This is a genomic window from Bacillus sp. TE8-1, assembly GCF_008368855.1.
Lineage (GTDB): Bacteria > Bacillota > Bacilli > Bacillales > Bacillaceae_G > Bacillus_A > Bacillus_A cereus.
The window spans coordinates 32,457-48,180 of record NZ_QPET01000021.1 but is presented as its reverse complement, the minus strand read 5'-3'; the positions used below and the strand labels follow the sequence as shown (position 1 = coordinate 48,180).

Here is a 15,724-nt window from a genome sequence, read left to right as displayed (position 1 = left end):
AAAGGAGAGTTTTATATGGATTTTACTATCCCATTGCAATTACAAAGTAACACACCTATTTACTTGCAAATTTACGAATATATAAAAGCTGAAATTATACAAGGGACTATTTCTGTTGGCACACGTCTACCCTCACACAGAAATTTAGCATCACAACTTAATATTAGCCGCATTACTGTTGAATCAGCTTATCAACAGTTATTAGCTGAAGGTTATGCAGAAAGTAAACCGAAACGTGGTATTTTTGTAGCAAATTTCGATATTGACGTTATCCCAAATAAAAAACGAAATGCAGCAAAGAAGACGAACAATTTGATAGAAGAAAAATTTGAATATGATTGTAGCCAAGGGCTTATTGATCAAAATGCATTTCCGATTACAAATTGGAAACGAGCATTACAAGAATCCATACTTACATACGAAAATGCACTATTTGCCAAAGAAGATCCTCAAGGTGAATTCGCTCTTCGAGAGCATATATCAACATATTTATATCATTCTCGCGGTGTACATTCTTCACCTGATCAAATTGTGATCGGCGCCGGAACACAGCCACTTCTCTGGCTACTACTTCAACTGCTTGGCCCTACAAAAGAATACGGCATTGAAAACCCTGGATTTCACCGTATACACGCAATTATTAAAAGCTGTGATAGACAAATTCATCCCATACTATTGGATGAAAAAGGGATTGATATTTCTAGTTTATACAATACAAATTCCAATGTCGCATACGTTACACCATCACACCAATTTCCACTCGGGATTATTATGCCTTTATCTAGAAGATTAGAATTGTTAAAGTGGGCTAATGATTGCAATGGATACATTATTGAAGATGACTATGACGGAGAGTTTCGCTACGCTGGTAAGCCGATTCCTTCTTTACAAAGTCTTGATTCAAATGAACGCGTTATTTATATGGGAACTTTCTCAAAATCTTTTTTACCTTCTTTACGAATGGGATATGTTGTTTTACCACCACATCTTTTAAAAACATATCAAGAACTGCATGGAATTTTCAAACAAACAGTCTCTACAATACAACAACTTGCTTTTGCTAACTTTATACAAAACGGGAATTGGGAACGTCACCTTAATCGGAGTCGTACACTATATAAAAGAAAACATCATACGTTAGTAAAATCCATTACGAAAGAAATGGGGGCTAATGTTCAAATTCTTGGCGAACAGTCCGGACTTCATATTGTTTTATGTGTAAATAACAGTATGAATGAAAATGAACTGATTGAATCCGCTAAAAAACAAAGCGTTAAATTATACCCACTTTCTCCATATGATTTCGTGAATGATTTACGTAAGGAATCATACGTATTACTCGGCTTTGGTAGTATTCCGGAAAATAAAATTGAAACGTTGGCTATATTATTGAAAGACGCTTGGTTTCCTAGTTGCAAGGAAACTTGTTAACATTGGGTTTAACTTGTAACATGTTAACAATTCAACAAAATAAAAAAGAAGGTTGTTCCAAAATAACTTTTTGGACAGCCTTCTTCTAGTTATTCACCTGACCTAACTTTCCTTCCCGGACGTTTCACACCAGTCGTTTCTGTTGAATAGGAAGCTTCAATTATAGCGGTTGGATCTACAGAGAGAACGAGATCTTTCATTTTCGGATAAATGAATCGGTTTGTAATGCAATAAATGATTCTCTTATGCTCCCCTAAAAAACCACCTTCTCCATGTAGATACGTAACAGATAGTTGCAATTCTTTCATAAGTAAATCGCCTATTTCTTTATTCTTACCAGAAATAATCATAACGCTCTTACCTTGATTAATACCATCTAGTATAAAATCAATCATCTTCGTAACAATATAGAAAATTGCTAACGAGAACATCGCTTGTTCGATTGAAAATAAAATGGCAACAAAAATGAAAATAACTGCATTTACTGCAAGTAAAAATGTACTAATCGGTACATTAAAGTGTTTATTCATCCAAACTGCCAACATTTCCGAACCGTCAATTGCTCCACCCATTTTAACAACAATCCCAACACCAATTCCAAACAGTACTCCACCATAAAGTACAATTAATAACTCAGAAGTCGTAATTGCTGAAAATGGTTTTAAATAAATTAATCCGAGTGTTGTAACTACATTCGCATAAGATGTACGGATAAAAAATTTCTTTCCCATTACTTTTGCAGTAAATAATAAAATTGGGATATTAATTCCTAAGAACACACCATAAAGCGGCAATCCTGCGACTTTATTTGCCATAATAGCAATAGCCGTTACCCCGCCATCTACTAATCCATTAGGTGCTAAAATAAGCTCTAATGAACCTGCTACTATAATTGAGCCAATTGTTAATAATACGTATTCAAATACTTTCTTCATTCATTACCCCCAAAACTTATATATTTTCTTAGTATTATTTTAACGTAATTTTACTACTAATTCAAAGGTATCGATTTATATACAGAAAAGTTTCTCCTTTATCGCTATTTTTATGTAACACATGTAACGCGTAATACTAAAAACACACTTACAAATTAAAAGTAAGTGTGTTTTTAACATCTATTTAATCTTTACGTACGGCTTCATTTTTAATTTGAATATTTCCTCAACTGCCCTTTGATATCCACCGGCATTTCTAAGCGACTCTCCCACTTTACGACTATTCTCCTTAAACGTCACATCATCCATTACTTTCTTTACAGCCTCACGTAACAATTCAGAAGTTAACTCGTTGCGATTAAGTCTTATTCCTGCCCCTACTTCAGTCAATCGTTTTGCAACGAATGGCTGATCTCCTGTTACCGGAATTACAACTAATGGAACACCGTAATATAACGCTTCACTCGAACTATTCATACCACCATGTGTCACGAATACATCAGCATGCTGTAAAACTTCTAATTGCGGGACATAATTATACAACTTAAAGTTTTTCGGGATATTTTCAAATTGACTTATATTTATCTTCTTACCAACGACTAATACGACTGTCGCATCAACATCTTTAAAAGCTTCAAAACATTTTTCATACAAAGCAGGTTGTTCATTAAAAACTGTTCCCATAGAAATGAAAATCACTTTTTCATTTTTTAAATCTTCGGTAGGAAAACTCCCCACTTCTTTTCGAGTAGCAATTGATGGACCTACAAATTTATACGATTCATCAAATACCTCTGAACGTGGCTGATATTCTTTTGAAGTATATACAATCGTAATATCACCAGGATGGTTCATAATATCATACATACTATTACATTTCATTCCATACTGCTTATTCCATCTTTCCATTCCCGCTAAACAAGATTGATATAATGGATCCATTTCATCTACTTGTCTCGATTCTTGCTCATCATGAAAATTAATGTACTGATTAACAGCAAACGTTGTACAGGATGAAACACTTGGTAATTGTAAAATATTCGCTATAATACGTCCTACTGGAAAATGATTATCATATATTAAATAATCGTATTTTTCCTCTTTTGTTTCTTCTACAATTTGAGTAACAATACGCTCTGATGCTTCAATCATATGAGATAGCATCGTCAAAGGGCTCCCACCTTCATTTACTCGTTCCATAATATTAATTTGAGAGAGAAAATTCTCAAACACTCGGAATTCCGCACCTGTTGCTTCAACCTTCTTTCTATAATCTTCAATACAATAAGAAACAACTGTTTCCCCTCGCTGAATTAACTCACTTACAATAGCTAAAGTCGGATTAATATGACCTTCCCCAGGAAAATTTATTACGAGTACATTTGCCATAACATTCTCTCCTATCCAATTAATATAATAAAATTAACAATTAATTATATTAATTAATTTAAGTCTATTATAAATGAATGCATTCTACTTCTTCATGCTTTTCTCTTCATTTTATTATTGAGAAATATTTTCTATAGTCTACATTATTGTGATTCACAATCTTATAAATGAATGCTTAATTTTACTTTTACTCTTCATAGATTTAAAGATACGAGTCTTACATTCAAGTATTACCACCATTATTTTTAGACAATTCATACAAAAATAGAGAAATATAATATTTTTAATGAGTTTTCACTATAAATGTAAGTATGCTTTCAATCTTTTTATCTTTATCCTCATAACTCATCATCTGTTATATAATGAATTTATGGAATTTACAGAAAAAGGAGTCTTTTCATGTTACAACAACTATTCAATTCACCTATTCTATCCGTTCAAGCCTTGCACCCAGGTTATGAAGATCATGCAAGTGATGTTTTTCTCGTTCAAACAGAAGATACAGAAGTTATCGTTCGTGCTTCTAAAATGAATGAAGAACCAAATAATGATTTTTGGTGGGGATGTAAAAATCTATTTGGAATTGATCCAAGGAACGTCCATCATTTAGAAACTGTACATACATTGCTGCAAGAACATACGAATCTTCCTATCCCAACAATATTAGAAAAACATGTTTTAAATAGCCGTGAATTTGTGGTGGTCGAAAAGTTAGTAGGTAACACAGTTCAATCTTTTATCGAGCAACCAGATTCTATTTTATTCAGCCTAGGAAAAGGACTTGCAGAAATACATAAATTTAAAGCCGATTTCATAGGAAATCCGTCTGGCACGTTCCAAGTTCCACTAGATGAATTCCAATCACATATTTTAAACGTGAGTAAAGAGCTTGTGAATATGTTTTATTCCGATGATGAAAGCATAAAAAATGCACTCCCTACCTTTGAATCACAACTTTCTTCCCTGTCCGTACCAAAGGAATCTACACTCGTCTTAATTGATATGGATCCTACTCAATTTTTATCTGACGGTACAACTATTACGGGTTTAGTAGATACTGAAGCTTACGCTGTTGCTCCGCGAGAGTTTGATTTTATCGGACTAGAATATGTACTTACCGAAAAAGAAGCACATGCCTTTAAAAGTGGTTACGAAACAATTATGTCTATTCCTCACTTAGAAGAATATAGACAGCCTTATCGTTATTTATACCGACTGTTATCTGTGCAAGGTAATGTGGAATTAAAGAAATGGTTAAGTCACCCATCCTATTTTTAAATACAAATGAGAGGGAGTATACAACGGATATTCAGAAAAAGCGTTCTGTAACAGAAAGTGAAATACAGCAAATGAAGGATTTAGCTTATATTTGCTGACAACAAGATAATCTTGATTACTCTTCAGATTTACATATCAACTTTTTAAAAAATCGAAATGAAGATTATATAAACGTTTTTCTTCTTTATAACGGTACTCAATTAATTGGCGCTTTAAATATGTATGATTTCGAAAGACCAACAAAGCTTGAACTAATAGGCTTTGTACATCCTCATTTTAGAAAACAACATTTCGGAACTATCCTTTTACAAACTGCAATGAAAGAAATACAAAATAGAGCGACAGATGAAGCTCTTCTTATTATTAATGGGGATTCTATTTCTGGGAATGCATTTGTAAAACATATGAAGTTACCATATTTATATAGTGAATATAGTATGGCGTTCAAAACAAACGAAATTCAAAAAACAACAGATAATAATATACAGCTTACTCTTGCACCTTCAGAATCACTTCTTGACCTTATTAAAATTTCTAGTAAAGCTTTTGGTGATTCAGTAGAAAATACGGCTACATGGTTACAAAAAATGATGAATTCATCTTCCCATCAAGTTTACAGTGCCCTTATTGCTCAAAAAGTGATAGGAACAATTACAGTTTCTAAACAAGAGCAATCTACTACACTATCAGGATTCGCCGTTCATCCTTCTTATCAAGGTAAAGGATACGGAAAAGATATTCTTTGTAATATAGTACATACCCTTATTACAGAAGGAGTTTCAACAATTGAGTTAGACGTCGAAACGAAAAATATCCACGCTTTAAAACTATATACACAATGTGGTTTTGAAATTAAAACGAGGCATGACTATTATAATTTAATGAATTTTTAGGTGAATACATATGTTAAAAAAACAATTTATTCTAATTATGATATTTTAGCAAACATCTATAATAAACATTGGAGACATTTTGTTTAACACTCCTACCCAGCCTCGTTTTACAAGATGCTCTTCCCTACTCTCGTATATTAGATCTTTGTTGCGGGACTGGTCATCTCTGCCGGTGATAGTTTAATTTAGATGAACTAAAAAGTGTGTTTCACAAAGTTTACTCCGTATTACATAACGAGGGTATATTCGCATTTGATATGAATAAAAAAACTGAATCGAAATGATTCAGTTTTTTCTTAATATATTTACAACTGCAGTTGTTTCGTCATTTTCTTTATAGACACGCGGAATTCTTCTATCTAGCATACATGTAACTTCATAGTTTATTGTACCTAACATATCCGCTATTTCTTCTACTGCGATATTTTCTTCACCTTGTTTACCGTAGAATACTACTTCGTCTCCTACTTGTACTGGCATCGCTTTTGAAACATCCAACATTAACTGATCCATACAAACACGGCCAATAACAGGTACTCGAACCCCGTTAATTAACGCATAGCCTTTATTAGATAATTGACGATTATAACCATCAGCATAACCAATTGGTACAGTCGCAATCCATTCTTCACCAGTTGTTACATACGTATTCCCATAACTTACACCACGATTCTTCTTCGCATGTTTAATATGAGCTACTTTTGATTTTAACGACAACGCAGGCTGTAAAGAAACGACTGAATGATCCACTTCTTTTGACGGATACATACCGTACACGCCTATTCCAACGCGTACCATATTTTGAAATGTGTTACTTAATTCCATTGATCCCGCACTATTTGAACTATGAATATATGGTATTTGAATTCCTAATTCTTTCGCTGTATTAACAGCCTTTTCAAATAAACTTGTTTGCATATTCGTATATGATTTATCGATTTCATCTGCCGTAGAGTAATGCGTAAATATCCCTACTACCTCTACATACTCCATACGGTTTAATTCTTCTAAAAATGGTTTAACTTCTTCTTCTTGTAAACCGATACGACTCATTCCTGTATCAATTTTCACTTGAATTTGTACTTTCTTTTGAAGACGGTTTGCAATTTCATTTATACCATGTAAATCTTCTACTCTATAAACAGTCATCATAACGTCATATTGAATTACATCTTCTACAGCCGCTACTGGTGTGTATCCTAAAATTAAAATCGGCACAGTAATTCCTGCTTCTCTTAATTCTATTGCTTCATCTACAAATGCAACTGCAAGTTGATGTATCCCAGCTTCAATTGCAGCTTTGGCAACTTCAACTGCCCCATGGCCATACCCATTCGCTTTTACAGCAGCCATCATCTTAATTTCTTCATCATTTACATGTTTTTTAAATTCTTTTACATTATGTTTTACAGCATTTAAGTCAATTTCTACAATTGTATCTCTTCCATATTTCAAACTCATTGGTCTAACTCCTAACTCAATAATTGCATTCCATTCTATTTCACGTTTCATATGACCTTTTACAATATAATACTTTTCATTATGCTAGTCAAACTACTAGAATTTTCGGAATTTTGAGTATGATATAATATCCTCAAGAAACTATTATATACGGAGACGAGGAGAATTACAATGTTTGTTCAATCTGCATTGCATCAACTAAAAGTTGCTATTGATACTTCTATTTATATGCTTAACCAATATAGTGAAAACGATTTAAAAATACAACCGATTCACTCAAAACGATCATTATTTGAAATGTGTGCACATCTTTCTCTTATTTGTCATGCTGATTTACTCATTTTAAATGGTATTTCAGAAAAAGAATTACATACCTTTTATATAGAACATACGCCCGTAACAGTTGCTCACATGCAACAAACGATGATTGAAGGATACAACCTTCTCTCTAAAACATTTCTTTCCTACTCCCAAATAGAATTAGCAGAAGTTATGACTGCCTATTGGGGTATTTCTTATTCGCGCTTTGAATGGTTACTTGAAATCGTTGCACACTTTTATCATCATCGTGGACAAATTCATATTTTATTATGCGAGCATATGAAAGATCCTCGCATTCCTTTATTTGAGTGATTTTCCACTCATTCATTAATTATAAATAGAGAAGCTACAAAACCAATAAAAAGTATCATTCCTAATAAAATAAATGTTTGAGCATAACCGCCTATTTTCATAAGATAAATAGAAATGACAGGTCCTATACTAGTACCTAAAAATAAAATAAAAGTATAAATAGATACTGCTATTCCCCTTGCTTTCCCTCCTAATTGACCTACAAGAGAAACTAAAGACGGAACGGATATAGCAATACCTATTACAAAACAGACACTCATCATTACAAGTAGAGATAGATACGAAACAAAGCCCATTGAACTTAGACTAAAAATAGCAATCAACAATCCTCCTTGAAGAACTTTCCTTACTTCAAACCTCTTTGTTAAACGACCTGCAAGTGGTGACAGCAACATACCAAACAGCCCTGCTAAGCGAAAATAAAGGATTTGTTCTGCAGTTAAATTGTAAGTAGGAGAGCTCAAATAATTCCCTAAAACAGTATACATATTAACAAAAGCCATTATTAAAACAGGATTTTTCACACTGACTAACTATTAGTTTTAAATAATGCGCAACTTCTTTAACGCATAAGAAATTCCGCCTTCACTCGCCTTCGTTGTAAGGAAATCAGCCCTTCTCTTCAACTCCTCTCCACCATTTCCCATCGCAACTCCTAATCCTACATACTGCAACATTTCAATATCATTTCCACCATCGCCAAAGGCAATGGCTTCTGATTTACTAATATTTAAATGTTCCAATACTTTTTGAATTGCAGTTAGCTTCGATACTTTACTATCTTCCAATACATTTATAACGTAACCATGAAAACGCTCAAACGTAAGTGCTGGATATCTTTCAATGAATTTTTGAGCTTCTGTGTCATCAGCATACAGACATATGCAATACATTTCATCTGATAAGTTTCTAACTTTGTCAGGATACTGCTCTAAATTTAAAGTTTCATTTAACGCTCGCATGACACGTTCATCTTTGGAAGCAATATTATTCATTGCAAATTCTTCTGTAAAGTAAGAAACACTGTGACCATGTAATTCAGCAAAATTTGAAATATCATGAACGATTTCGCTTGAAAGTACTGATTTATGTATAACTTCTTTCCCACATTTTATATGTGCACCATTTGCTGAAATAAACGTATTTATACCTAGTTCCTTAAATTGTGAGCATAAACTATATGGTCTTCCAGTTGTAACAACTACGTGAATTCCTTTATCTATTAATCTTTGTACCGCTTCTTTTGTACTTTCGTGCATGCTTCTATCAATCTCACTTAATAACGTACCGTCAACATCGAAAAATACAACTTTGTACATAAGTCTTTACATCCCGTCCAAATGATTCGTATCATTAATGAAATGCACCGTTTTTTGTTCACCCTCAATTTCAATTAAACTTATTCCCGTATCTCCCATTTTGAAATAGTAGTCCATTGAAATTGGCATTTTGAAAAATGCACGTAATAGACTATTAATTACGCCTCCATGGGCAACAATTGCAATTCGGTCATATGTATTCTCTGTCAAGATTTTAGAAAAGATTCCTTCTATTCTCATTCGAAACTCAATAAACGATTCCCCGTTTTGAAAACGATCATGAAGAAACTTTGGCTCTGGATATTTCTTTGCTTCTTCAAATGATAAGCCTGCTTGCACTCCATTATTAAACTCCATTAATTCCTCTTCTAATTGAATTGGACAACCAATTGCTTCTGCTAATGTTTCACCCGTTTCACGAGCGCGTTTTAATGTGCTTGCCCAAATGAAATCTGGTGAAAAATCTTTTTTCACTTTCTGTACAAGTCTTTGTACTTGTTGTCTCCCTTTGTCAGTTAACTCAAAATCAGCTCGACCTTCATGCACATGTAAAATATCAGCTTCTGATTCTCCGTGGCGTATTAGTAGTATTTGCATGTTTCTCTCTCCCTTTATTTAATATTCATAAAATTCCATTATATCACATTTTAAGATTCCAAAATAAAAAAGGAACGGTCTCCCGTCCCTCATCCATTCACTTTTTCCGCATCATTCCAATAATATTTACTAAACGCTTCTGTTAACACATCAATTGTGTTATATAATTCATCTAACGTATTATCAACACCACCAACTTCAATTAACATCGCATTTTTCGATAAATCTTGGTTATAAACGCCATTTCCATCTTTTTTATACTTTGGAAAAATCCCTCTACTTAATCCGTAATAGTTTTCATCTAAATAACTATTGATCGCTCTTGCAATTTTTTCATTTTCAGCACGGCCTTCATTTTCCATCCCAATTATAAAATATAATCTTGCATACGATTTTCCGTTAATTACTTTTGTTGTTACTTTCTTACGCTGATCGTCACGGTGTATATCAATCGGAAACGCAATTTTATTATTTTGTGCTAATGCTTCTTTTACATATTCATGAGACGCTTTATATGACTGATACCATACCCACTTTTTACTCGCTAATAAATCACCCATATTCGTTTTATCATGAACTACCGGAATTCCTTGTCCTTCAAGTTGCTCTTTCATACGTTTCCCTAGTAAAGACACATTTACATCTGGGCTAGATGGATCAGTTGCCCCTGGTAATAATGGAAAGAAGGATTCCCAGCTATGTGTATGATAAATATATACTGCACTTTCACCTTTTTTCGCTCCGTTCTTTTTCTGAACCGGATTATTCTTTTCCGCTTCTGTAACTTTATCTTTTGCTATTTCCCGTTCTTTCGTTACTTCTTCAATCGGTACACTAGATTCATTTGGGATATTCGTCAAGTTTGTCCCTTCCCCAGCTACGATAATATTAGAATAATACTTTGACATACCAGGTACTTCTTTACCGACGAATGTTCTTAAATCTTTAATTTTCAAATCTGTCGCGATAGAGAACATTAAATTCCCAACTGACTCTCTTTTATTCTTCTTAAAATAATCAAATCCGTAATAGCGATTCTCACTTTCTATCATTTGAACAAAACCTTGCATCGATACTTTTCCAAACCATTGATTTGCATAATTCGATTTCATTGTATGTAAAAATGACGTCAAAATCGACGCTATTATAATTACTATTAGCGCATATAAAAGGAGTAACGAAATCAGCTTCTTCCCATGTATTCGAATTGCATACTTTTTCACTGCATCACCTTCTTTATACATGGATATGTACAAGCTTTTCAGAATATACACACAAAAAAAGAGAAATGGTATACCATTTCTCTTCCTCACTTTTATTGTTCTTTTCCTGTATCATTTGAAAGTAGTTTCTTCGCTTGTTTTTCTTTAAATATTTCTCCAATTGCCCCAAGAGTACCAAGTGTTTCAATTGCATTAGACGGAATAAAGACTTTATTTGCTGGTCCTTTTGCAACTTCAGCTAATGATTCAAATGATTTGTAAGCAAGTATACGCTCATCCAAATTCGCTTCACGAAGCAATTCAATACGATTTTGTTCTGCTTTTGCAATTTCTTCAATTGCTCGTGCTTCCCCTTGTGCTTCTAATTCTTTTGCTTCTTTTATACCTTCAGCTTCGCGAATACGTGCTTCTTTATCCCCTTCAGCCATCAAGATTTTACTTTGCTTTTCTCCTTCAGCGCGAAGGACTTTATCTTGTTTTGCTGCTTCAGCTTCTAAAATAATCGCACGTTTATTACGCTCAGCCTTCATTTGTTTTTCCATTGATGCTTGCACATCTTTTGGCGGGTTAATATCAACAACTTCGACACGTTCAATACGTACGCCCCATTTTTCTGTTGCTTCATCAAGCGCTAAGCGGATTTCTGTTGAAATTTTTTCACGACCAGATAACGTTTCATCCAGTTCCATTTTACCGATGATTTGACGCATCGTTGCTGAAGTAATATTACGAACACCATATTCATAGTTTGAAATACCATATGTCGCAAGTTCTGGTTCAACAATTTGATAGAAAATAATTGTATCAATTTCTACTTGAACATTATCTTTCGTAATTACCTTTTGCGGTGGTACATTCGTTTGTTGAATGCGTAAGTCATGATATACACGAACACGATCTACAATTGGTATTAAAATATTTAACCCTGGGTGCATTATACGTTGAAACTTACCAAATCTTTCAACAACCCCAACTTTTTGCTGAGGAATAATTTTAATTGTTAATGCGATAAATGTAACTACAATTAGTGCGAATATAATCGTTAACGTTAATGCTACCATATTTATTCACTCTCCTTTTTCACTTGTAATATAGTACTATGCCTCTTTATAACAACGACTTTTTCTCCAGCATCAATTGAAGAATCTGCAATAGCTGTCCAAGTATCTCCATCCACCTTCACAATACCATTCGCTTCATTTGTAATCGCTTGCATAACAAGCCCTCTTTTACCAACAAGCATATCTACTGTATCAGTAAAACCTTTTGCTTCTCGAAAGTTTTTTGAAATTCTTTTCGTAAAGAATGTCAAAGTTAAACTTACAATTGCACCAACAGTAACTTGTAACAGTAGTGCATCAGGAGCAAACAAAGCAATAAGACCTCCGACAACAGCTCCAATTCCAAGCCAAAGCATGTAAAATGTAATCGACAACATTTCCGCGATAAATAAAATACCAGCTATTATAAACCAAATTACCCAAGCAGCCATATGCAACCCTCACTTTCTTTCTCATTTTCTATATGTATATGAAGAAAAGAATGGTTTATCCGCCCTTTCTTACACTTGGGCGTTTGCTACAAGCTATTGTACATATTCACTGTTACAATGATCATTAATATAATACTATATCAATATATTCTTCATTATACATGAAAATCCCTTTCAAAAAGTGACAAAAAATTAAATTCTTTTAAAATTTTAATTTTTAAATTATAATTATTCAAATTACTAAATACTATTTTTTATAGAGGTGATATTCTTATTGAGAAACCTGTCACTAATCTACTATTTAGGTTCCAAAATATGCATTACTCTCGCTGACATCGTATATGTAATGATTATTACAACTCATATTTATATAGCAACTAAATCAGCTACTATTACTGCTCTTTTTCCATTATTACAAGTTATCACAAATCTAATTGCTAACATCTCTGCACCACTTATAATAAATCGTTTTCCATCTTATACGTTGTTATATACGCTCCAATGGCTGAAAACAGTCTTTTTACTATTATTAATGATTTTGTTCCCGGTCTTATCCACAAACATTATAGCTCTATTAACTTTTATTTTTGTCATTTCATTATGTAGTGGGTGGAGTGCTCCATTATTATACGGTATTCTTCCGCGCCTTACACCGAAAGAAAAATTAGTAAAAGTAAATAGTATCTTTTCCTTTTCAACACAAATTGTGCAAGCCGTTGCTTATTCATTTACGAGTATTGTCGTTCTTCTCATTGGCGCTACTTCTACACTCATGATTAATAACATTTTAATGATTTTCGGATGCATTGCATTACATTTTTCATTACGTTCCATACATACTGAAAGAATAGCAGATTCTCCCTCTTCCAAAAGTACTGTTTTATTGGAAGGTTGGAAACTCCTATTTCAAAATCCTTCTCTCCGTACCGTTACATATATGGACTTAATCGAAACTTTCGCAGGGACAATATGGATTGGCGCTATTACGATGGCATACGTTACGACTATCCTTCATAAGGGCGAAGAATGGTGGGGGTATATTAATACAAGTTATTATGTTGGCACGTTAATCGGTGGTCTATTAGCCTGGAAAATGAGTTCCTATATTCAAAACAATTTAATACGATCTATGTCGATTGGCTCTCTTATATTTAGCATTCTTACATTTTTATATGGTATGACAAGCAGCGGATTTATTGCGCTTTTTCTATGTGTTCTAATGGGACCCTGTTATCAAATTAGAGATATTTCCCAAACGACTGTTTTACAATCAAGTGTCGCCCCTTCTTTATTATCAAAAATGTATACAGCACATGGCGCACTTCTTTCAACAGCCTCTGGACTATCTATGCTTATCATTGGCATTATTACTGATATGTTCGGTGTTCGTACAATTTATATCATCGCTTCTATTCTTATTTTATGTTCCGCTTGTTTATCTTTTAGTTTATTAAAATATCATAAGACAGAGCAGAACGATATTTCAATTTAATCACTAAAACAAAGAGGACAGGGATTCCTGTCCTCTTCGTTTATTCTATTCATGATAAGTTGGGGATTTTTCTATGCTTTGTCGCTTGTTCAAAAGCATAAGCTAATTTAATTAATATCCCTTCACTAAAGGCAGTGCTTGCAATGGTAATTCCAAAAGGCCTCCCGCTTTCCATATACCCTGCCGGTATTGCTATAGACGGATAACCCGCTTTCGCACATATAGTAGAACCTATATAGGAAGGAAACAGTATCGCATCAAGATTATATTTTTCCAATGCAAAATCAATGCCTTGTTCTTGAGAAAAATATATATCTTCTAATCTCGCATTTAAATATTCTGGATTTCGTAACGTATTAGGAAAATCTTTTCTTCCCTCTAACTTAGTTTGTCCATATTTTAAAGCTCTTTCTGCTATGTTTTTATTAAACTCCATTAACTCCGAAATAGAATGTACCGGGATAGTAGAAGGTAATTTAGAAAGATAGTTATCTAAACTATGCTTCAGCTCATAAAGCGGAACTCCCCAGCTCCATTCTCTATGAAAAGAAGGAATATCAATATTTTCTACTACTGTCGCTCCTTCATTACGTAATACTTGGATCGTTTCCTTAAACAAGATTTCATCATACTCACCATTTTCGTAATAATCTTTTGGTGCATCGTTAAACACACCAATCTTCGCTCCATTTAAACCATTTGCATCAAGGTAAGATGTATAATCCCGATATGCCCTACCGTCACTTTTGTGAGTAACTACATCTTTCTCATCCACTCCAGTTAAACTTCCTAGCAAAATAGCAGCATCGGTTACCGTTCTAGCAAATGGTCCAGCTGTATCTTGCGAATAAGTAAATGGAATAATTCCTCTACGACTAATTAAACCGACAGTCGGTTTAATACCTACTACAGAATTTTGAACAGCGGGGCTCACAATAGAAGCATCGGTTTCTGTCCCAACAGATACTACTGTAAAGTTAGCAGCAACTGCTATTGCAGATCCTGTACTAGATCCGCCAACAAACATATGATCCTTGCCAGTTCCATATGGATTGATTGTTTGACCACCTCTTGCACTATATCCAGCCCACATGTCAAAAGACATTGCATTTGCTAATTCTGTCATATTCGTTTTTCCTACTATCACTGCCCCTGCTTCTCGCAGTTTAGTAACGAGAAATGCATCTTCACTGCTTATATTTTGTTCTAGAGCTATTGTACCTGCACTTGTATGCATGAAGTCATTCGTTTCAATATTATCCTTAAGCAAAACAGGTATTCCATGCAATGGTCCCCTTACGCCGTTTATCTTTCTTTCATAATCTAACGCTTCTGCAATAAAAATAGCATCTGGATTGATTTCTAAAATTGAATTAATTTTCGGCCCGTCTTGATCATACTTTGCGATTCTATAGAGATAATACATCACTAGCTCTTTTGAAGTTAGCTTTCCAGATTCCATTTCATTTTGAATATCTTGAATTGTTAATTCCTTTTTTAAGATTGGATTAAACTGAATTTCCATTTATATTCTCCCTTATATGAACTTTTTTTAGCATATACCCCTTACTTTTTCAATTT

The 15,724-nt window shown here is 33.8% G+C and carries 13 protein-coding genes and 3 pseudogenes; 6 read left to right on the top strand and 10 right to left on the bottom strand.

Annotation, left to right across the window (positions count from 1 at the left end):
- The first annotated feature begins 15 nt into the window (after positions 1-15).
- Positions 16-1,431, top strand: a complete 1,416-nt coding sequence (gene pdxR, locus DN404_RS19220; RefSeq protein WP_006923789.1) for a MocR-like pyridoxine biosynthesis transcription factor PdxR — start codon at positions 16-18, stop codon at positions 1,429-1,431.
- Positions 1,432-1,520: 89 nt separating this feature from the next.
- On the opposite strand, the gene DN404_RS19215 is transcribed toward pdxR, so the two are convergent.
- Complete coding sequence (locus DN404_RS19215; protein WP_149215340.1) at positions 1,521-2,366, bottom strand: YitT family protein; 846 nt, start codon at positions 2,364-2,366, stop codon at positions 1,521-1,523.
- 180 nt (positions 2,367-2,546) lie between these two features.
- Complete coding sequence (locus DN404_RS19210; RefSeq protein ID WP_006923787.1) at positions 2,547-3,755, bottom strand: macrolide family glycosyltransferase; 1,209 nt, start codon at positions 3,753-3,755, stop codon at positions 2,547-2,549.
- Positions 3,756-4,154: 399 nt separating this feature from the next.
- On the opposite strand from DN404_RS19210, the gene DN404_RS19205 reads away from it, so the two are divergent.
- From DN404_RS19205 to DN404_RS31010, 3 genes and pseudogenes are all read left to right on the top strand, one after another.
- The gene (locus tag DN404_RS19205; protein WP_088363311.1) at positions 4,155-5,033 is read left to right on the top strand and encodes a nitrate reductase; all 879 of its coding nucleotides are present in this window, start codon (positions 4,155-4,157) and stop codon (positions 5,031-5,033) included.
- Positions 5,006-5,926 (top strand): annotated as a pseudogene (locus tag DN404_RS19200) (GNAT family N-acetyltransferase). The gene DN404_RS19205 and the pseudogene DN404_RS19200 overlap by 28 nt, the downstream one beginning before the upstream one ends.
- Positions 5,927-6,189: pseudogene (locus DN404_RS31010) on the top strand (class I SAM-dependent methyltransferase); the annotation flags it as partial.
- A 22-nt stretch (positions 6,190-6,211) separates the two neighbouring features.
- On the opposite strand, the gene alr reads toward DN404_RS31010, so the two are convergent.
- A complete protein-coding gene (gene alr, locus DN404_RS19190; protein ID WP_002182683.1) occupies positions 6,212-7,387 on the bottom strand; it encodes an alanine racemase in 1,176 nt (391 codons plus the stop codon).
- 171 nt (positions 7,388-7,558) lie between these two features.
- On the opposite strand from alr, the gene DN404_RS19185 reads away from it, so the two are divergent.
- Entirely contained in the window at positions 7,559-8,020 is a 462-nt protein-coding gene (locus tag DN404_RS19185; RefSeq protein ID WP_000498002.1) for a DinB family protein, read from the top strand.
- 8 nt (positions 8,021-8,028) lie between these two features.
- Here the strand turns inward: DN404_RS19185 and DN404_RS19180 are convergent.
- The 6 genes and pseudogenes from DN404_RS19180 to DN404_RS19155 form a co-directional block, all read right to left on the bottom strand.
- Positions 8,029-8,532: pseudogene (locus DN404_RS19180) on the bottom strand (MFS transporter); the annotation flags it as partial.
- A gap of 30 nt (positions 8,533-8,562) precedes the next feature.
- Complete coding sequence (locus DN404_RS19175) at positions 8,563-9,339, bottom strand: Cof-type HAD-IIB family hydrolase (protein ID WP_000278974.1); 777 nt, start codon at positions 9,337-9,339, stop codon at positions 8,563-8,565.
- A gap of 6 nt (positions 9,340-9,345) precedes the next feature.
- On the bottom strand, positions 9,346-9,936 hold the full coding sequence (locus tag DN404_RS19170; RefSeq protein ID WP_149215338.1) for a histidine phosphatase family protein: 591 nt from the start codon (positions 9,934-9,936) through the stop codon (positions 9,346-9,348).
- A gap of 89 nt (positions 9,937-10,025) precedes the next feature.
- Positions 10,026-11,231, bottom strand: a complete 1,206-nt coding sequence (spoIIP, locus tag DN404_RS19165; protein ID WP_308808350.1) for a stage II sporulation protein P — start codon at positions 11,229-11,231, stop codon at positions 10,026-10,028.
- Positions 11,232-11,251: 20 nt separating this feature from the next.
- On the bottom strand, positions 11,252-12,220 hold the full coding sequence (locus DN404_RS19160) for an SPFH domain-containing protein (RefSeq protein WP_000226251.1): 969 nt from the start codon (positions 12,218-12,220) through the stop codon (positions 11,252-11,254).
- A 2-nt stretch (positions 12,221-12,222) separates the two neighbouring features.
- Complete coding sequence (locus DN404_RS19155; protein ID WP_000741977.1) at positions 12,223-12,651, bottom strand: NfeD family protein; 429 nt, start codon at positions 12,649-12,651, stop codon at positions 12,223-12,225.
- Between the two features lie 274 nt (positions 12,652-12,925).
- Here DN404_RS19155 and DN404_RS19150 point away from each other — a divergent pair, with 274 nt between their 5' ends.
- A complete protein-coding gene (locus tag DN404_RS19150; RefSeq protein WP_001245229.1) occupies positions 12,926-14,143 on the top strand; it encodes an MFS transporter in 1,218 nt (405 codons plus the stop codon).
- Positions 14,144-14,192: 49 nt separating this feature from the next.
- Here the strand turns inward: DN404_RS19150 and DN404_RS19145 are convergent, their stop codons facing one another.
- A complete protein-coding gene (locus DN404_RS19145; RefSeq protein ID WP_149215337.1) occupies positions 14,193-15,668 on the bottom strand; it encodes an amidase family protein in 1,476 nt (491 codons plus the stop codon).
- Between the last annotated feature and the right edge of the window lie 56 nt (positions 15,669-15,724).

What these genes read in the sequence shown, in the direction of transcription:
- pdxR (WP_006923789.1), top strand. Translation starts at nt 16, where the DNA reads ATGGATTTTACTATCCCATTGCAATTACAAAGTAACACACCTATTTAC.
- DN404_RS19215 (WP_149215340.1), bottom strand. Translation starts at nt 2,366, where the DNA reads ATGAAGAAAGTATTTGAATACGTATTATTAACAATTGGCTCAATTATA.
- DN404_RS19210 (WP_006923787.1), bottom strand. Translation starts at nt 3,755, where the DNA reads ATGGCAAATGTACTCGTAATAAATTTTCCTGGGGAAGGTCATATTAAT.
- DN404_RS19205 (WP_088363311.1), top strand. Translation starts at nt 4,155, where the DNA reads ATGTTACAACAACTATTCAATTCACCTATTCTATCCGTTCAAGCCTTG.
- alr (WP_002182683.1), bottom strand. Translation starts at nt 7,387, where the DNA reads ATGAGTTTGAAATATGGAAGAGATACAATTGTAGAAATTGACTTAAAT.
- DN404_RS19185 (WP_000498002.1), top strand. Translation starts at nt 7,559, where the DNA reads ATGTTTGTTCAATCTGCATTGCATCAACTAAAAGTTGCTATTGATACT.
- DN404_RS19175 (WP_000278974.1), bottom strand. Translation starts at nt 9,339, where the DNA reads ATGTACAAAGTTGTATTTTTCGATGTTGACGGTACGTTATTAAGTGAG.
- DN404_RS19170 (WP_149215338.1), bottom strand. Translation starts at nt 9,936, where the DNA reads ATGCAAATACTACTAATACGCCACGGAGAATCAGAAGCTGATATTTTA.
- DN404_RS19160 (WP_000226251.1), bottom strand. Translation starts at nt 12,220, where the DNA reads ATGGTAGCATTAACGTTAACGATTATATTCGCACTAATTGTAGTTACA.
- DN404_RS19155 (WP_000741977.1), bottom strand. Translation starts at nt 12,651, where the DNA reads ATGGCTGCTTGGGTAATTTGGTTTATAATAGCTGGTATTTTATTTATC.
- DN404_RS19145 (WP_149215337.1), bottom strand. Translation starts at nt 15,668, where the DNA reads ATGGAAATTCAGTTTAATCCAATCTTAAAAAAGGAATTAACAATTCAA.